Origin of the sequence: Gordonia malaquae (assembly GCF_037148075.1) — a bacterium.
Taxonomy (GTDB): Bacteria; Actinomycetota; Actinomycetes; order Mycobacteriales; family Mycobacteriaceae; genus Gordonia; species Gordonia malaquae.
On the sequence record NZ_JBBCUB010000006.1, the window covers coordinates 73,886 to 91,247 of the forward strand.

Here is a 17,362-nt window from a genome sequence, read left to right on the forward strand (position 1 = left end):
ACGATCAGGAATTGTCGCTGGTGGATCCGCCGCGTGTGCCGTACTCGACGGAGCCCTGGACGAATCCGTCCTGTCCGTTGACGCTGTTGATGTCGGTCGACGGCTTCGTCTCCGACGCGAGCACACCGCCGAGGAAGACGCCGCCGATGCCGACGATCACGCCGGCGACCGCGGCGAGGGCACCATAGATCAATCGGTCGCGAACCATGCCGCCCAAAATACCATCCTCATCCGTCCGGACGACTGCTCCGCGAGCCGGCGCATGTCGACGGCATCGGCGCGGTGTCGCGTGCGAGACTGTCGTCATGCGTGGATCTCGTTCACTTGTCGCCGTTCTGACCGCCGCGTCTCTGCTCGCGGTGTCTGCGTGTTCCGACTCGCCGAACGACGCAGTGTCGTCGCCGAGTCCGACGACGACGAAGCAGACCTCGTCGAAGGTCACGTCCACGTCGGCGGGCCCGAAGTCGTGCGGAAGCGACGAACTCGCATCGTTGACGTTGCGCCAGAAGCTGGCACAGCTGCTCGTCGTCGGAGTGGCCGACGCGGCCGACGCGAAGCAGGTCGTCGAACGCGAGCACCTCGGCGGCATCTTCATCGGCAGCTGGACCGACATGTCCATGCTCAGCGACGGTTCGGCGAAGAAGCTGTCGGACGCACAGGACATTCCGCTGATGGTGACAGTCGATCAGGAGGGCGGGCGCGTGAGCCGCCTCGCGAAGCTCGGCATCGACATGCCGGCTCCGCGCGAACTCGCCAAGACGAAGACGCCGGAGGAAGTCCGCGCGATGACCAAGGCGGCGGGCAAGAAGATGAAGGCGCTGGGCATCACAGTCGACTTCGCGCCGTCGGCCGACGTCAGCGATGAGCCGGACGACGAGGTGATCGGTGATCGGTCGTTCTCGAACGATCCCGCCGTCGTCGCGAAGTACGCGGGCGCCTACGCGCAGGGCCTGCTGGACGCCGGGATCATGCCCGTCTACAAGCATTTCCCCGGACACGGTCACGGTTCGGGCGATTCGCACACGGGGACCGTCCGGACGCCTCCACTGAGCGAGCTGATCACCAGCGATCTCGTCCCCTACAAGACTCTCCTCAAGAACCCCGGCAACGTCGGCGTGATGGTCGGCCACCTCATCGTGCCCGGTCTGACCGGACCGGACACGCCGTCGAGCATCAGCCCGGCGACCATCGGCATGCTGCGCAAGGGAACTCGCTACGGTGGCGTCCCGTTCGACGGTGTCGTGTTCTCCGACGACCTGTCGGGCATGAAGGCGATCAGCGACAAGTTCCCGATCGACGTGGCGGTACGGAAGGCGATCAATGCCGGGTCGGATATCGGGCTGTGGCTGTCGACCGAGAAAGTCTCGGCAGTACTCGACTCGCTGGAGAAAGCCGTCGAGTCGAAGAAGTTGAACCGCAAGCGGATCGACACGTCGGTGCTCCGTATCCTCAAGGCCAAGGGAGTGATCACCTGCACCTGAACTTACCGAGTGGTAAGTTAGGGGTATGGCCAGCGGAACGAAGCGGCTGCCTCGCGCGGTCCGCGAGCAGCAGATGTTGGATGCGGCGATCACCGTGTTCGCCGAACACGGATTCTCCGACAGTTCGATGGACGCCATCGCTGCGCAGGCCGAGATCTCCAAGCCGATGTTGTATCTCTACTACGGCTCCAAGGACGAGTTGTTCGCCGCGTGCATCGCCCGCGAGTCCGGCCGGTTCATGCAGTCGATGAGTGCAGGCTTCGATCCCGAGCTGCGCCAGCGAGACCAAGCGCGCATCCTGGTCCGTGAATTTCTGCGGTTCGTCCACGAGAACGCGCAGTCATGGCGGGTGCTGTACCGCGTTTCTGTGGGCACCGCTGCGTTCGCCCACATCGTCACCGAGAGTCGGAGCGGTGTCACCGCGATGATCACCGACCTCATCCGACGCGGAACCACCGTCGAGGGTGCCCGCGACGTCGACTTCGAACTCACCGCAGTGGCGCTCGTGGGCGCGGGGGAGGCCGTCGCCGATCGGATGTCCGACGGCGACGTCGACCTCGACGATGCCACCGATCTGCTGCTGGGCATCACGTGGCGCGGTCTGCGCGGTGTCGGCTCCCACGCCGACGACTGACCGCGTACACACCCTAAGTCCCCTCGCCCGCAAGGGCTTTCGATCCCGACAGTAGGCCGTTGCGGCCCTGTGGGCGCGTCGTTTCCCTTCGTAACGTCTGAGCTGCGAGATTTCTGCTCGACCATCGGGTTCAAGGGGACGAAGTGACAGACACCGTCGAGGAACGGAAGGCTCCGGCTGCGGCCGTGCGGCCGACTCCAGGGGCCAGGCGTGCGCCGGGCTCTCTGCTGTATCGAGTGCTGACGACGACCGATCACAAGATGATCGGCTTGATGTACCTCTGGGCGTCGGGAGGGTTCTTCGCAGTCGGTGGTCTGATGGCCCTTGTGATGCGGCTCGAGCTGGCGATGCCCGGTCAGTCGTTCGTCTCGAACGAGCAGTTCAACCAGCTGTTCACCATGCACGGCAGCATCATGCTCCTCCTGTACGCGATGCCGTTCGCCTTCGGCTTCGCCAATTACCTCGTTCCGTTGCACATCGGTGCGCCCGACGTCGCGTTCCCCAGGCTCAACGCGCTCGGATTCTGGCTGTTCCTGTTCGGCGGCTTGGTCGTCGCCTTCGGACTGCTCACACCCGGCGGCGCCGCAGACTTCGGCTGGACCGCGTACATGCCGCTCGGCGACGTCACGCATTCACCCGGCCTCGGCGCCGACCTCTGGTTCATCGGGGTGGCGGTCGGCGGGATGGGGACGATCCTCTCGGCGGTCAACTTCATCACGACGATCGTGTGCCTGCGAGCGCCTGGGATGACGATGTTCCGGATGCCGGTGTTCACCTGGAACATCCTCGTCACGAGTGTCTTGATCCTGCTGATCTTCCCGCTGCTCGCCGCGGCGGTGATCGGTGTGGAAGTCGATCGGCAGTTCGGCGCGCATCTGTTCGATCCGGCGAACGGCGGGGCGATCATGTGGCAGCACATGTTCTGGTTCTTCGGGCACCCGGAGGTGTACGTCCTCGTGCTGCCGTTCTTCGGCATGGTGTCGGAGATCGTTCCGGTCTTCGCACGAAAGCCGCTGTTCGGGTACTCCGGGTTCGTCTACGCGACGCTGTCCATCGCCGCGCTGTCGATCGCGGTGTGGGCACACCACATGTACGTCACCGGCGCAGTCCTCCTGCCGTTCTTCGCGTTCATGACCTTCTTGATCGCCGTCCCGACGGGCGTGAAGATGTTCAACTGGATCGGCACCATGTGGCGCGGCAACCTGACGTTCGAGACACCGATGCTGTTCGTCCTCGGCTTCATGGTCACCTTCCTGTTCGGCGGTCTCACCGGTGTGTTGTTGGCCAGCCCGCCGCTGGACTTCCACCTCTCCGACACCTACTTCGTTGTCGCGCACTTCCACTACACGATCTTCGGATCGGTGGTCTTCGCTGGTTTCGCGGCGCTGTACTTCTGGTTCCCGAAGATGACCGGCCGGATGCTCGACGAACGTCTCGGCAAGATCCACTTCTGGACCATGTTCATCGGATTTCACATGACGTTCCTCGTCCAACACTGGCTGGGGAATGCCGGCATGCCGCGTCGGTACGCCGACTACCTGCCGAGTGACGGATTCACCGTGCTCAACATGGTGTCGTCGATCGGGTCGCTGATTCTGGGGATATCCACGCTGTTCGTGGTCTGGAACATCTTCGTCTCCTGCCGAGTCGGTGAAGTGGTGACCGTGGACGACCCCTGGGGATTCGGCAACTCCCTGGAATGGGCGACGACGTGCCCGCCTCCGCGCCACAACTTCACCGAACTGCCTCGGATCAGGTCGGAACGTCCAGCCTTCGAACTGCACTATCCGTTCATGGTCGAACGCATGCGGGCGGAGGCCCATGCGGGGCGTAGACACGGCTGAACGCACAACGCGCCTCCTGCTCGATGAACGGGAGGCGCGTTGCGCGGGTGGACGTGGATTCAGCCGATTCCTCGGACGGTTCCCGTCAGGTGCGGGTAGCCCTTCCTGCGGTTGAGAACCGAAACGTCGTAGCCGCCGTCGGCGTGTGACGCGTAGGCGTTCACCTTGGCGGGCAACAGGATCGGCTTGCCGAAGCGCACCGAGTAGACGACTGCGCCGGGCAGCGCGCCTTCGATGTTCGCCAGCGATGCGGCGGCCGTCCACATACCGTGGGCGATCGCCTGGTTGAACCCGAACGCCTTGGCGGTGAGGTCGGCCATGTGGATCGGGTTTCGGTCGCCGGATGCCTCCGCGTACTTGCGGATCAGTCCGAGGTCCACCGACAGCACTCGATCGGGCGACGGCGCAGCCGTCTCCTTGGGCGCAGGTCCGCGTTCGCCGCCGGACAGGCTGGTGCGCTGCTGTTTGAGGAAGGTGCTCGTCTGCCGCGCGACACGCTCCCGCCCGACGAAGAACTCCGAGATCATGTCGACGAGCAGTCCCTTGCGATGTTCGCGCAAGTTCTCCGCATGCGTCTCGATGGTCAGCGGCTCATCGACGCCGATCGCGCGGAACCGTTCGATCGTGTTCTCGATGTGCACCGAACCGATGGCGCCCAATGGGAACTTGGGATCCACCATCGCCGACATCGCCAACGGGAACTGCAGCACAAAAAGGTATGTGACCGGAACCGTCGAGCCGAACGGAAGCCCGGTCGCGTGGCAGTAGTCAGCCAGCTGGTCGAGATCGATCCGCACGTTCTCGATGCGGTGCACGGTGTCGGGGACCACGGCGTCCGCCGAGACCCGCGCGGGCTTGCCGATCACCGGCAGCATCGCTGCAACGGCTTTCGGGTAGATCTGCGCAGGTCCAGGCAGGGACGTGTAGGTGACTGTCGACATCAGGCGCCCAGGAGGCTCTGACCGCAGACGCGGACCACGTTGCCGGTGACGGCGTTGCTGGCCGGGTTGGCGAAGTACGCGACGGTCTCTGCGACGTCGACGGTCTGACCGCCCTGCTGCAGCGAGTTCATGCGGCGACCGACCTCGCGGGTGGCGAGCGGGATGGCGGCGGTCATCGCGGTCTCGATGAAGCCCGGCGCGACGGCGTTGATGGTGATGCCCTTCTTGCCAAGGATCGGGGCGTAGGCGTCGACCAGGCCGATGACGCCTGCCTTCGATGCGCCGTAGTTGGTCTGTCCGCGGTTGCCCGCGATGCCCGCGATCGACGAGACGTCGATGACGGCGCCGCCCTTGCGGAGGGCGTCGCGCTCGACGAGCTCGTTGACGAGGGTCTGCGGTGCGATCAGGTTGACGCCGATCACCGAGTTCCAGCGGCCCGAGTCCATGTTGGCGAGCAGCTTGTCGCGGGTGATGCCCGCGTTGTTCACGATGATGTCGAGGCCGCCGTGGCGTTCGAGAACGTGCTCGGCGACCTTCTCGCCCGCATCGGCTGCGGTGACGTCGAGGGGGAGCGCGGTGCCGCCGACACGATTGGCGGTCTCCGAGAGGGCCTCGCCCGCAGCGGGGATGTCGGCGCAGATGACGTGGGCGCCGTCGCGCGAGAGGACCTCGGCGATGGTCGCGCCGATGCCGCGTGCGGCACCGGTGACGAGGGCGACCTTGCCCTCGAGCGGCTTGTCCCAGTTCGCGACCTTGGTGCCGTTGGCGTCGCCGACGCGGATCACCTGGGCGTCGACGTACGTGGACTTGGCCGACAGCAGGAAGCGCAGGGTCGACTCGAGGCCGGACAGGCCGGTCTTGGCCTTTGGCGAGACGTAGACGAGCTGTGCGGTCGCGCCGTTGCGGAGCTCCTTGCCGAGCGAGCGGGTGAAGCCCTCGAGCGCGCGCTGAGCGATCTGCTCGTCGGGTCCCGCGGTGAGCTCAGGGGTGGTGCCGATGACCACGAAGCGTGCGGAGTTGCCCGCCGAACGCATGACGGGGGTGAAGAACTCGAAGAGCTGCTCGAGCTCGGCGGCCTTGGTGATGCCGGTGGCGTCGAACACTGCGGCACCGAGCTTGTCTGCGCTGCGACCGCCGGTGTTGTTCTCGACGAGCGTGTAATCGTCACCGGCGGTGAGGATCTCGCGGATCGGTTCGACGAGGCGTCCCTGTCCGCCGAGGAGCACGGGGCCGCCGAGTGCCGGTGCGGAAGGCGAGTAGCGGCGCAGGTGCGGCGGCTGAGGGAGGCCGACGCGGCTGGCGATGAATCCGCCGGGGCCGGAGTTGACGAAAGACGAGTAGAGATCGGTGTTGCCTGCCACTGCGGGCTCCTTCAGTAGTCGAAGAGTCGATTCGAGGTCTGCCGGTGACAATAAGTGCGTCTGGCCGCTGCGTGCACCGGTCAGCACCTGTGACGTTCACCGCATACCGTCGAGGTCGACATCGAACTTACTCTGGAGTAAGAATGATGACAACAATGGTCCCCGAGTATTCAGGAGAACCCGTGGCATCGTTCACGCCCCGCAAGCCGGAAACCCGTCAGCTGCGTCCCGTCGCGATCGTCGGCGGCAACCGCATCCCGTTCGCTCGCCAGGACAAGGCGTACGCGACAGTCAGCAACCAGGAGATGTTCACCGCAGCACTCCAGGGTCTGGTGAGCCGTTTCAACCTGCAGGGTGAGCAGCTCGGCATGGTTGCCGGCGGCGCCGTGCTCAAGCACTCGCGTGACTTCAACCTGATCCGCGAGTCGGTCCTCGGTTCGGGCCTGTCTCCGTACACGCCCGCCTTCGACCTGCAGCAGGCGTGTGGAACCGGTCTCCAGGCGATCGCCGCCGTGGCCGACGGCATCGCCTCGGGTCGCTACGACGTCGCGGTCGGCGGCGGCGTCGACACCACCTCCGACGCCCCGATCGGCGTCTCCGAGGACATGCGTCGCCAGATGCTCGAAGTGAACCGCGCCAAGAGCACCCCGGACCGCATCAAGGCCGCGCTCGGTCTCGTCGCCAAGCTCGGCATCGAGATCCCGCGCAACGGCGAGCCCCGCACCGGTATGTCGATGGGCGAGCACGCCGCGATCACCGCCAAGGAGTTCGGCATCAGCCGCGCCGACCAGGACGAGTTGGCGGCCGCCAGCCACCAGAAGATGGCCGCTGCCTACGATCGCGGCTTCTTCGACGACCTGATCACCCCGTTCCACGGCCTGACCCGCGACGAGAACCTGCGTCCCGGATCGACCGTCGAGAAGCTCGCCACCCTCAAGCCGGCGTTCGGTGTGAGTCTCGGCGACGCGACGATGACCGCGGGCAACTCGACCCCTCTCACCGACGGCGCGTCGACCGTGCTGCTGGCGAGCGACGAGTGGGCCGCGGAGAAGAAGCTTCCCGTCCTGGCTTACCTGGTCGACACCGAGACCGCGGCCGTCGACTACGTGAACGGCCCGGACGGTCTGCTCATGGCGCCGACCTACGCCGTCCCGCGTCTGCTCGAGCGCAACGGCCTCACCCTGCAGGACTTCGACTTCTACGAGATCCACGAGGCGTTCGCCTCGGTCGTCCTGTGCACCCTGCAGGCATGGGAGTCGGATGAGTACTGCCGCGAGCGCCTCGGCCTCGACAAGGCGCTCGGCGCCATCGACCGCAGCAAGCTCAACGTGAACGGCTCCTCGCTGGCGGCCGGTCACCCGTTCGCGGCCACCGGCGGCCGCATCATCGCGCAGGCCGCGAAGCAGATCAAGGAGAACGGCGGCGGTCGCGCCCTCGTCTCCATCTGTGCTGCAGGCGGCCAGGGCGTCACCGCGATCGTCGAAGGCTGACAATCCCCGCACAGGCCTCGGACCCTCGAGTGAACGAGCGGTCCGGGGCCTTTTGCGTGCCAATCGGAAAGATCTTCGCCGACGGTGTAACGCCGCGGTCGCCTGGAGCTATAGACCAGATAGCTCCGGCTGAACCGCCAGACCCCCGACCCGGCGGTTCAGCCGGAGTTCTGTCTTATTACTAAGATCGTGACTGTTGTGAGTTCATCGATGAAGCGCCGTGTCGGCGTACAGGGATGGATCGCGCGAGGACTCCTCGCCGCGATCATGCTGACAGCTCTCGTCTTCGCATTCGACTACGCCCTCGGCCACGGCAAGACAGCTCGTGGTGTGCAGATCGCCGAGTTCGACCTCGGCGGGAAGTCGGACGACCAGGCCCGGGCGATCCTCCAGCAGATCTCCGTTGTCGCGCACGGGCCGATCACCGTCCGCACGGACTCGGGTTCGGCAGCGATCGACCCCGCCGAGTTGGGTGCCTCCTTCGACGTCGAGGGCACGCTCGCTCGACTCAAAGAACAGCCCGCGAATCCGTTCACCCGCCTCGCTGCGCTCTTTGGAGCGCATCGTGATGTGGCACCCGTCGTCGACATCAACCGCGCATCGTTCGACAAGGCGCTCGATGCCCGCCGAGCCACGCTCGAGAAGGCGGCCGTTGAGGGCGGTGTCCACTTCGACGGCCTGCGTCCGGTCGCCGACTACCCGGCCACCGGGATGCGGATCGACCGAGACGCCGGAGTGATCGCGGTCGGAGAGCACTGGCTGGAGGGCGGCCCGCTCGACCTCGCGATGGAGCCGTTCTCCCCGACAGTCGCCCGGGCCACCGTCGACGCCACCGTCGCCGACGTCGCGCCGCAGGTCACGGCGTCGCCGCTCCGGCTCAAGAGTCGGGGACGGGACATCATGCTGACACCTCGAGAACTCGGGTCGGTTGTCACGTTCGTCGCCGACGGCAAGGGCGGCCTCGTCCCACATGTGAAGGCGGCAGACGCCGAGAAAGTGTTGTCCGCGCGTACCGCTCGCACCGAGAGCGAACCCGTCAGCGCGACGTTCCGGCTGGTCGGCGGCGCTCCAAAGGTGGTGCCGTCCGTCGAAGGTGCGAAGGTGGACTGGGCCAAGACGGCTGACGCGATCGCGTCCGCGTCGATCGCCGACAACCGGTCGACAGACGTCGAGTACACGGTCTCCAAGCCGAAGCTCACCACGTCGGCGGCGAAACGGCTCGGTGTCACCGAGATGGTCTCCGAGTTCACCACCGGCGGGTTCAGCGGTCCGTCGGGCGAGAACATCCGGATAGTCGCGGAGAAGGTCGACGGGGCCGTCGTCCTTCCAGGAAAGACGTTCTCCCTCAACGGGTACACCGGTCCGCGTGGCACGGCGCAGGGCTATGTCGAGTCGGGGATCATCGACCACGGCAGGCCGTCCACCGCTGTCGGAGGCGGCATCTCGCAGTTCGCGACGACGCTCTACAACGCCGCGTACTTCGCCGGCCTGCAGGATGTGGACCACACCGAGCACGCCTACTACATCTCGCGGTACCCGGAGGCTCGTGAAGCGACGGTCTTCGAGGGTCTCATCGACCTGAAGTTCAAGAACGACACCAAGTACGGCGTCTTCATCGAGACGCAGTGGTCGTCGTCGAGCGTGACCGTCCGACTGTGGAGCACCAAGACGCGCGACGTCGAGTCGATCACCGGTGACCGCACCTTGCCGACGTCGCCGGAGACGGTGACCGTTCCGCGTGGCGACGACTGCATCGCCAGCAGTGGGCTGCCCGGCTTCACCGCGTCCGACACTCGCGTGATCCGCGATCACCGGACCGGACGTGAGATCAACCGGCACACGCGGACCGTCCGATATGCACCGGAGCCCGTCGTTCGCTGTCGTTGATCTGTGGAACGTGTTCCACACCCGGCCTGTGGGTGGGGTCACCGATTGGTTATGCTCGCGAACATGGACATCACTGGAGCAAGTGCAATCGTTACCGGCGGCGCGTCGGGCATCGGCGCGGCAGCTGCCCGTCGTCTCGCGAACCGCGGCGCCAAGGTCGTCATCGCCGACCTCAAGGCAGAAGACGGCGAGGCCCTGGCGGCAGAGATCGGCGGCGCGTTCGTCAACGTCGACGTCACCAACACCGAGCAGATCGAGGCTGCGATCGCCAAGGCTCTCGAGCTCGGCCCGCTGAAGGCCGTCGTCAACTCGGCCGGTGTCGGCTGGGCGCAGCGCACTATCGGCAAGGACGGCGAGTACTCGTCGGCCCACGACCTCGAGCTGTACAAGAAGGTCATCGGCATCAACCTCATCGGCACCTTCGACGTCGTTCGCCTCACCGCCACCGCGATGAGCCGGAACGAGGCCGGCCCGTCGAACGAGCGCGGCGCCATCGTCAACCTCGCGTCGGTCGCCGCATTCGACGGCCAGATCGGCCAGGCCGCCTACTCGTCGTCGAAGGGCGGCGTCGTCGGCATGACCCTGCCCGTCGCGCGTGACCTGTCGGCAGTCGGCATCCGCCTGAACACCATCGCCCCCGGCCTGATCGACACCCCGATCTACGGCACCGGCGAGGCGTCGGAGGCCTTCAAGGCGAAGCTCGGTGAGAGCGTCCTGTTCCCGAAGCGCCTCGGCGTGCCGGACGAGCTGGCCTCGATGGTCGAAGAGCTCATCACCAACTCGTACATGAACGCCGAGGTCGTCCGCGTCGACGGCGGCATCCGGATGCCCCCGAAGTAGGACTCCTTCCTGCTCTTCGAGCGCAGTCGAGAAGTTTCGTCCGCCAGTTGTGTCACGTATGTGGTCACAACTGGCGGACGAACTGCATTCTGCGCCGATAGTCTTGCGTCATGCGGAATCTCGTGTTGTCGGTGATCGGTGACGATCGGCCGGGTCTGGTGTCGGCGCTCTCGGATGCGGTCGCGTCCAATGGCGGAAACTGGGAGCGCAGTCAGTTGGCGCAGCTCGCCGGAAAGTTCGCCGGCATCGTGGTGGTGGCGGTGCCGTCCGACCGGGCTGACGGCTTGATCGAGGCGGTCACCGGACTCGACGGACTACTCGAAGTGGCCGTCCACTCGGGCGACGTCGCCGCGTCGCGAGACGGTGACTGGGATTCGCTGACGATCGCCGTGCTCGGCAACGACCGCACGGGCATCGTGCAGGAGCTGTCCGCCGCACTCGGCGCCAGCGGGGTGACCATCGAGAACATGACCACCGGCACGCGCGAGGCGCCGATGGCGGGCGGGATGCTCTTCGAGGCCGAACTCCACGTGATGGTGCCGCCGAGCGTGGCGCTCGACGCCGTTCGTGCCGACCTCGAACGGATCGCTGCCGAACTCCTCGTCGACCTGGAACTCAACTGAACAACTTCGGCACTTTCCACCGCGCATAGCGCGGCAGAGAGTGCCGAAGTTGTCGAAAGTGCTAGCGGCGCGCGCCGAGCGTGCCCATGACGGCCGCGCCGAGGCAGGCGACCGAGATGGCTCCGGCGAACCAGGGGAACACTTCGGCAGTGCCGTACTGGGACGCGAGCGCGCCCGCGATCACCGTGGGAATACCCATCGCGAGATATCCGAGCAGGTAGTACGCGCTCATCACGCGGCCGCGAGCATCTGCCGGTGTCACGTCGTTGAGGTGCCTGAGTGACCCGCCGAACGCGAGGCCGAAGGCCACTCCGAGAGCGATCGAGTCGACCAGCACAAACGCCGTGGAACCGGTGTTCAGAGCCCATACTGCGCCGCCGAGCGACACGATCATGCCGATGTGCCCGACGACCGCGGACGTGCGGGGGTCGAATCGGCCACCGACCCACTGGGAGACGGCAGATGCCGCGGCCATCACGGCGACCACGATCCCGACGAAGATGATCGACGTGTGCCCGGTCGAATGCTGAGTCAGGGCGGGGTAGAGGCTGAGGAACACGCCGAGCACCGACCACGCACTGAGGATGCCGATGCCGGAGAACCAGAAGTCGGCGAGCATGGGAGTGGGCACGGACGGTTTCTGGATCCGGATGCGGGCACCGGTCTTCTCGGTGTGCGGTTCGATGAGGACGATGACGGCCACCAGCATCACTGCCACCACAACACCGACGATCGCGAACGGGATGCGCAGCGGGTTGGCCGCCCACTGGGCCGCTGCGGCCGCGCCGAAGACAGTGATCGCGATGCCCACGTTCAAGGCGACGCCGCTGAGCATGCCGTTCCGGGCGCCGCCGTGCGGACGGACGTCGAGCAGTGCAGCGCCTGCGACAACCGTGATGGCTCCGATGGCGCCGCCGTGCAGGAAGCGCGCGACGATCAACTGCCATTCCGAGGTCGCGATCAAGAACAGTCCGAGGCCGCCCAGGATCGCGAGGAGCGCGGTGATCAGAACCGGCTTGCGCCCGACGGCATCCGAGATAGGTCCGACGGTGAGCGCCGAGCCGAGAGCGCCGATCGCGTAGACGGCGAACACGATGGTGATCGACACCGGGCTGAGGTGCCACTCCTGTTGGTAGATCGGGTACAGCGGCGACGGCAATCCGGAGACGCCGAGCGCGAGAGCCAGGAGTGCGAGGAGGAGGGCGAACGACCAACGCTGCGGATGAACCGTTGTCGACGGCGAAGGAACGCCCGTCCCGGTGACAGTGGCAGTCATGGCGACCTCCGAGTATGTTTGACGATTATCGAACGGTTCGAGACTATACGAGTGTTCGATGTTCATCAAACTAATTTCTGGGGAGTCGACAATGACGAGCAGTGACACCGCGACGGCCGAGCCGGTCGCCGATCTGCACGCCGTGCTGTCCGCTCTCGCCGACCCGGTGCGCTTGGAGATGGCGCGTCGCCTGCAGCATGTCGATTCGCTGTCGTGCTCGGAGCTCTACGACACGGTCACCAAGGCGACCGCGAGCCATCACTTCAAGATCCTTCGGGAGGCGGGAGTGCTGCAGCGCCGAGCCGCCGGGCAGAGTGCTCGATACTCCTTGCGGTCGGACGACGTCGAGGCTGCGTTCCCGGGACTGCTCACAGCAGTCCTGTCGGCCGCCGACGTCGATCGCGGCGCCGACTGACAGCGTCCACGACGCACTCGAACCAGAACGGCGTTCCCGACCCCGACTCTGGAGACGACGCTGCCGTCACCATCCCCCCGTTGGATGATGACGGCAGCGTCAGCGTCGGGTCAGCCCAGGCTCCCGTTGGGCCTCACCGAGTCTTGTGTCGATCCAGACGAGTGTCCGGCGTCTCCCTCCAGCGCCGGACCCGTCACCACCAGAATCACCAGCGCTATCGCCATCACGATTACGGCAGCGAGCTTGAGCAGTGAGAGCTGCAGGCTTCTGGTCATCGTGGTGGTCCTCAAGGCTGGTGTACGTGGCGTTCGGCGGTCGTCGACCGACACAGACGACACTAGGGCGCACTCGAGGCCCGTGGCGAACACTCGGCAATTCCTCCCGGTGTCGTGGCAGGTCAGGCCATGTTTTCATTTGTCCGGTCCGGACAAATGAGGGTCCTCGCGCGGTCTCCAACTAGGCTGAGCGAGTGACCTCGACGCAGTCAGACGCATTTGGTGCCGCGCTGCGCACGCTGTTCGCTCAAGCAGGCCGACCAACACTCGAAGCGGCCGCGAAGGCAGCATCGAAGAACGGTCCTTCCCTGTCCCGGCAACGGGTGAGCGATTGGCGGAACGGCCGCCACATCCCCCGCGACTACGCGGTCGTCGAGCCGTTGGTCGCGTGGTTGACTTTCCGGGCGATCGACGCCGGGGCGCGAGACGTGCTGCCGCTGCCCGCGTGGCGTGAACTCTGGGCGGCGGCGCAGAGCGGGTCCACGGTGCTGACGACTCCGCAGACTCCGACGAGCGCCCCGTTCCGCGGTCTCGCTCCGATGACTGAGGCAGACACGGACGTGTTCTTCGGCCGGACGTCGGTGGTGGCTGCGTTGGTCGAGCAGTTGGAGGCAGTCGCGTCGTCGGACGGTCCACGCATCGTGATCGTGACCGGTGTGTCCGGAGCGGGGAAGTCATCCGTTCTGCGAGCAGGACTCGCCGCAGCGCCGGAACCGTGGAACCGGCCGACCCGGCTGGCGATCGGAGACGACGGACTGCAGATCGATCGGGCCGAGCTCTCCGCGTTGGCGGTGATCGATCAATTCGAGGGGGTCTTCGCACTCGAGCAGTCGGTGCGCGACGACGTGATGGCCGCCGTGCAACGGTTGGCCACGAACACCACATTGATTCTCGGCATCCGCGCCGACTTCTTCGACGCTTGTCTCGACATCGGCTTCCTCGCGGAGGCGTGGCAGCACCGGTCGGTGATCATCGGCGAGATGACGTCGGCCCAACTCGACCAGGTGATCCGCGAACCGATCCGACTCGCAGGCGGACGTATCGACCCCGGTCTCGCCGAGCTTCTCGTGCGCGACTTGCACGACACCACCGAGACGGACGACCACGCAGGCCGACTGCCGTTGTTGGCGCACACCCTCGAGCGGCTGTGGGCCATGCGGTCGGGCACTTTGATCACGGTCGCCACCTATCGCAAACTGGGCGGCATCACCTCGGCCATCGCGGACACCGCGGAGGACGCGTGGACGACGATCGCGCCGCAGGATCACGACGCGGCCCGCGCGCTTCTCCTGTCGCTGGTGCAGTTCGGTCCACGGGGGGTGCCCTTGCGCGCGTGGGCCGATCTCGCCGACCTCCGGCGGCGCTTTCCGGACAGTGCCGATCGGATCGTCGACGTGTTCGCCGATGCGCGTCTGATCACCGCGGGCACCTCAGTGACGTTCATCCACGATGCGGTTCTCACAGCGTGGCCTCGCCTGGCCACGTGGGTCTCGGACGACGCGGACATGCTTCGCTGGAGTCAGCGACTGGCCGACGACGCCGCGAGGTGGGCAGACGACAACCGAGACGCCGACCTCCTGTATTCGGGAGGACGCCTCGTCGAATCCCTCGAGAACGTCGAGAGACTCGGCGAACTCCGGTTGGATGTGCTGCCGCCAAGCGGCCTCGACTTCATCGACGCGTCGGTCCGTCGTCGGCGTCGCCTCAAGAGTCTCCAGATCGGCGCGGTGGCGCTCATCGCGATCCTCGCGTTGGTCGCGGGCATCGCGGCCGTCACGGTCAACCGGCAGGCAGGCGACCTGGAGAAGCAGCGCAACTACGCGGAGCACAACGCGTTGCTGTCCGACATCGACGGGCTTGTGTCGTCCGACCCGTCGACGGCGGCGCGACTCGCCCTCGCCGCGGACCGCAGGTTCCCCGACGATCCGGCCATCCACGCCCTGCTCACCTCCGCGGCGTCAACGCCGCTCGCGGTCACCCTCGAAGGCCACAGCGCGCCCGTGTACGACGTCGCGTACTCACCGGACGGTTCACTGCTCGCATCGTCGAGCAACGACCGCAGCGTGCGGATCTGGCGACGTACGCCCGACGGTGCAGCGCCCTTCGTGCAGACCGCGGTGCTCGGCGGATTCGACAACTTCGCCACCTCGGTGACCTTCTCCCCGACGCTGCCGCTGCTCGCCGCATCGAGTGGAGACGGCGCGGTGAGACTGTGGAACGTCGCGGATCCGGCCGAGCCGCGCAAGGTCGCAGAACTGCGGGCGGGCAGTGGGACGTCGTACCTCACTCGGTTCAGCCCGGACGGCAGGTGGCTCGCCACCACGTCTGACGACGGGACCGTCGCGGTCTATCGCATCGCCGACGCGGTGTCGGCGCCTCGCGCGCCCATCGAGCTTGCGAGCCACAGCGGTCCGGTCCGTGCGGTCGCCTTCGACTCCACGAGCCGCCTCCTGGCCTCCGGAGGCGACGATCAGACGGTGCACCTGTGGCGGGTGACCGGCGACGACGTCGTCTCGGCGGGCGAACCGATACGCGGATTCCCGAGCATCACACACTCGATGGCGTTTCTGCCCGGACGCGACGTGCTCGCCGTGTCAGGGGACAGTCCGACGATGACCTTGTGGAACGTCGCCGATCCGGCGGCCCCTCGGATGGAGAACTCGGGGCTGTCGGGCGTGACCGCGGGCTCGTGGTCGATGGCCGCCGATCCGACGTCGCCTCTCATCGCTCTCGCTGGAGTCGACGGTGTGGTCCACGTGTGGAACGTCGCGTCGACGACGTCGCCGCCCATCGTATGGGACCTGCAACGGTCCGCCGCACGCGGTTCGATCCGCACATTCAGCGTCGGTTTCAACCCGCGCGGCGGTGAGCTCTCGGTCGGCCGGTCGGACGGCGGGATCGACGTATGGCGAATCCCGGCTCAGGCCGCCCCCGATCGGGCGGCGGTGGTCTCGGGTATCGCGCAGAGTCGAAGCGGTGACGTCGTCGCGACAGTGGGCAGCGACACGCGCCTCAACGTCTGGACTCGGCGCGACGCGATGTGGCGCATGCGCGGCTCCGTCGGCATCGAGCGGCGCGTCAACGACCGGCCGAGTGTCGCGATGAGCGACGACGGGAAGCTGGTCGCGACGGCCAACAACAACGGTGGATCGATCGAGCTGTGGGACATCAGTGAGCCGGACCGACCGCGGTTCGCTTCGCGGATACCGACCGACACGCGGTACACGGCCGTCATCGACTTCATCCCCGGCCGTCATGTGCTGGTCGGGGGATCATCCGACACGGAGATCGCGATGTGGGATGTGACCGATGCCGCCGCGCCGACGATGATCGGCGACCCGGTGGGCGGTCCGATCGACCTGATCACGGCCATCGCCGTCGATGCCGCCGGCACTCGTGTCGCGATCACCTCGGACGACCGGCACGTCTACGTGTACGACGTCGCAACGCGCGAACGACTGCGCACGATCGCGGTCGGCACCGCGGCGAGTGACGTCGTGTTCGATCCGATGGGTCAGTCGATCCTCGTTGCCGCGGACACCCTGACACAGTGGAGTCTCGACGACGGGTCTCTCCTGACGCGCATCGACGTCGACGATCCAGACCTCCTGTCGGTCATGGGAGGGGACACGCTCCTGATGGGGACCGGTGCGCGGAGCGTGGTGGCCTATCGGATCGGCGACGACGGCGGCCTATCCGACCGCAGGGTGGTGACCCCGGTGTTCGGTGGATCGCGGGCGCCGACTGCGCGGTGGCGGTTCCCGGCCGTCACCGCGGGAGCACCCGGGTTCTTCCTCACCGCCGGTGAGACCACGGGTCTGCTGTACGCCCAGTCGCTCGATCCCTCCGACGGGCGCGACTGGATCTGCGCCGTCACCGCGCCCCTGAACGCGCAGGAAGCGGACCGACATCGTGTCGCCGAGGGCGACGACGCCTGTTGATCCGCACGCCGAGGTGTCGTTCGGCCCGCCCTGATTAATTGGTCCTCACCTGCGGATCCGCGTCAGTTCACGCGTCGGTGCGATTGCCGCAATTGATTGTGCCGCTTACGTTCTGACCAGCACAGAATTCATCACGAGCGGCTGAGAGACTGGCTCTTTGACGCCGCAGCAACCGGTGGGACCACCCACTAGGTGCTAATGCCAGAGACGATGAACGATCTCGACGTCCCCGCAGGCCGGGGCTCGAGTCTGCATGGCCGTCACCTGTTCCGGTGCAGCCGCTCGTGATCGATGCATGTGCCGTCCGCACCACAACGCGGGCGACGACACACGATTCGAGTCCGGTCGCAGCCG

14 protein-coding genes and 1 riboswitch are annotated in these 17,362 nt (G+C 66.4%); of the genes, 9 read left to right on the forward strand and 5 right to left on the reverse strand.

The window, feature by feature from the left end:
* Nucleotides 1–4 precede the first annotated feature (4 nt).
* On the reverse strand, nucleotides 5–208 hold the full coding sequence (locus WFK36_RS19045; RefSeq protein ID WP_040519543.1) for a DUF2613 domain-containing protein: 204 nt from the start codon (nucleotides 206–208) through the stop codon (nucleotides 5–7).
* A gap of 97 nt (nucleotides 209–305) precedes the next feature.
* On the opposite strand from WFK36_RS19045, the gene WFK36_RS19050 reads away from it, so the two are divergent.
* The 3 genes from WFK36_RS19050 to ctaD all read left to right on the forward strand — a co-directional run bounded on the left by WFK36_RS19050 (nucleotide 306) and on the right by ctaD (nucleotide 3,959).
* Nucleotides 306–1,481 carry a glycoside hydrolase family 3 N-terminal domain-containing protein gene (locus WFK36_RS19050; protein ID WP_336793566.1) on the forward strand — a complete coding sequence of 392 codons (1,176 nt, stop codon included), beginning with the start codon at nucleotides 306–308 and terminating at the stop codon, nucleotides 1,479–1,481.
* Between the two features lie 25 nt (nucleotides 1,482–1,506).
* On the forward strand, nucleotides 1,507–2,115 hold the full coding sequence (locus WFK36_RS19055; RefSeq protein ID WP_008377154.1) for a TetR/AcrR family transcriptional regulator: 609 nt from the start codon (nucleotides 1,507–1,509) through the stop codon (nucleotides 2,113–2,115).
* 143 nt (nucleotides 2,116–2,258) lie between these two features.
* On the forward strand, nucleotides 2,259–3,959 hold the full coding sequence (ctaD, locus tag WFK36_RS19060; RefSeq protein ID WP_419717514.1) for an aa3-type cytochrome oxidase subunit I: 1,701 nt from the start codon (nucleotides 2,259–2,261) through the stop codon (nucleotides 3,957–3,959).
* A gap of 59 nt (nucleotides 3,960–4,018) precedes the next feature.
* Here ctaD and WFK36_RS19065 read toward each other — a convergent pair whose 3' ends face one another.
* Together WFK36_RS19065 and WFK36_RS19070 are read right to left on the reverse strand one after the other, a co-directional pair.
* A complete protein-coding gene (locus WFK36_RS19065) occupies nucleotides 4,019–4,900 on the reverse strand; it encodes a MaoC/PaaZ C-terminal domain-containing protein (protein WP_336793567.1) in 882 nt (293 codons plus the stop codon).
* Nucleotides 4,900–6,261 carry a 3-oxoacyl-ACP reductase gene (locus tag WFK36_RS19070; protein ID WP_336793568.1) on the reverse strand — a complete coding sequence of 454 codons (1,362 nt, stop codon included), beginning with the start codon at nucleotides 6,259–6,261 and terminating at the stop codon, nucleotides 4,900–4,902. Before WFK36_RS19070 ends, WFK36_RS19065 begins: the two co-directional genes overlap by 1 nt.
* Nucleotides 6,262–6,416: 155 nt before the next feature.
* On the opposite strand from WFK36_RS19070, the gene WFK36_RS19075 reads away from it, so the two are divergent.
* The 4 genes from WFK36_RS19075 (at nucleotide 6,417) to WFK36_RS19090 (ending at nucleotide 11,101) form a co-directional block, all read left to right on the forward strand.
* Nucleotides 6,417–7,751 (forward strand): acetyl-CoA C-acetyltransferase, encoded by a 1,335-nt coding sequence (locus tag WFK36_RS19075; RefSeq protein WP_040519545.1) that lies wholly within the window; start codon nucleotides 6,417–6,419, stop codon nucleotides 7,749–7,751.
* A gap of 210 nt (nucleotides 7,752–7,961) precedes the next feature.
* Complete coding sequence (locus tag WFK36_RS19080) at nucleotides 7,962–9,638, forward strand: VanW family protein (RefSeq protein WP_336793570.1); 1,677 nt, start codon at nucleotides 7,962–7,964, stop codon at nucleotides 9,636–9,638.
* Between the two features lie 63 nt (nucleotides 9,639–9,701).
* Nucleotides 9,702–10,478, forward strand: a complete 777-nt coding sequence (locus tag WFK36_RS19085) for an SDR family NAD(P)-dependent oxidoreductase (RefSeq protein ID WP_040519586.1) — start codon at nucleotides 9,702–9,704, stop codon at nucleotides 10,476–10,478.
* 110 nt (nucleotides 10,479–10,588) lie between these two features.
* Nucleotides 10,589–11,101, forward strand: a complete 513-nt coding sequence (locus tag WFK36_RS19090; RefSeq protein ID WP_336793572.1) for a glycine cleavage system transcriptional repressor — start codon at nucleotides 10,589–10,591, stop codon at nucleotides 11,099–11,101.
* Between the two features lie 61 nt (nucleotides 11,102–11,162).
* Here WFK36_RS19090 and WFK36_RS19095 read toward each other — a convergent pair whose 3' ends face one another.
* Complete coding sequence (locus WFK36_RS19095; protein WP_008377174.1) at nucleotides 11,163–12,377, reverse strand: MFS transporter; 1,215 nt, start codon at nucleotides 12,375–12,377, stop codon at nucleotides 11,163–11,165.
* A 91-nt stretch (nucleotides 12,378–12,468) separates the two neighbouring features.
* Here WFK36_RS19095 and WFK36_RS19100 point away from each other — a divergent pair, with 91 nt between their 5' ends.
* Nucleotides 12,469–12,792 carry an ArsR/SmtB family transcription factor gene (locus WFK36_RS19100; protein WP_040519546.1) on the forward strand — a complete coding sequence of 108 codons (324 nt, stop codon included), beginning with the start codon at nucleotides 12,469–12,471 and terminating at the stop codon, nucleotides 12,790–12,792.
* A 110-nt stretch (nucleotides 12,793–12,902) separates the two neighbouring features.
* Here the strand turns inward: WFK36_RS19100 and WFK36_RS19105 are convergent, their stop codons facing one another.
* A complete protein-coding gene (locus WFK36_RS19105; RefSeq protein WP_008377176.1) occupies nucleotides 12,903–13,067 on the reverse strand; it encodes a hypothetical protein in 165 nt (54 codons plus the stop codon).
* Between the two features lie 194 nt (nucleotides 13,068–13,261).
* Between WFK36_RS19105 and WFK36_RS19110 the strand changes: the two genes are divergently transcribed.
* A complete protein-coding gene (locus tag WFK36_RS19110) occupies nucleotides 13,262–17,008 on the forward strand; it encodes an nSTAND1 domain-containing NTPase (protein ID WP_336793574.1) in 3,747 nt (1,248 codons plus the stop codon).
* Nucleotides 17,009–17,133: 125 nt separating this feature from the next.
* A riboswitch (SAM riboswitch) is annotated at nucleotides 17,134–17,225 on the forward strand.
* Nucleotides 17,226–17,362 lie beyond the last annotated feature (137 nt).